Genomic DNA, 308 nt, shown 5'->3' on the forward strand with positions numbered 1-308 from the left:
GCTTCAGCGGCTTTATTGTGGAAAGCGCACTGATTGGCGATGAGTTTTCATTACAGGGCGTAGTGCATCAGGGACATCCCCAGGCGCTGACCTGCTGCCAGAAGGTGATTGAGCAGCACCGGGATGCCGAGGGCTGCGTCAGCTTTTATGAGTCGGGGCATGTGGCGATGGCGGCAGCGGCCCTGCCGGCGTCGTTCAGCAGCCTGATGACCTTCTGTTGCGAAACCTTTGGCTACCGTCAGGGTGCATTTCATATCGATTTTATTGTGGTCAACGGCGTGCCACATTTCCTGGAGATGGGGTTCCGG

1 protein-coding gene is annotated in these 308 nt (G+C 57.1%); it reads left to right on the plus strand.

The genetic code is table 11. From position 1 onward, the window contains the following. On the plus strand, positions 1 to 308 hold a 308-nt coding region (locus tag IU459_RS40345; RefSeq protein WP_228839077.1), incomplete at both ends, for a hypothetical protein.

The organism is Nocardia amamiensis, from assembly GCF_015477605.1.
GTDB lineage: Bacteria > Actinomycetota > Actinomycetes > Mycobacteriales > Mycobacteriaceae > Nocardia > Nocardia amamiensis_A.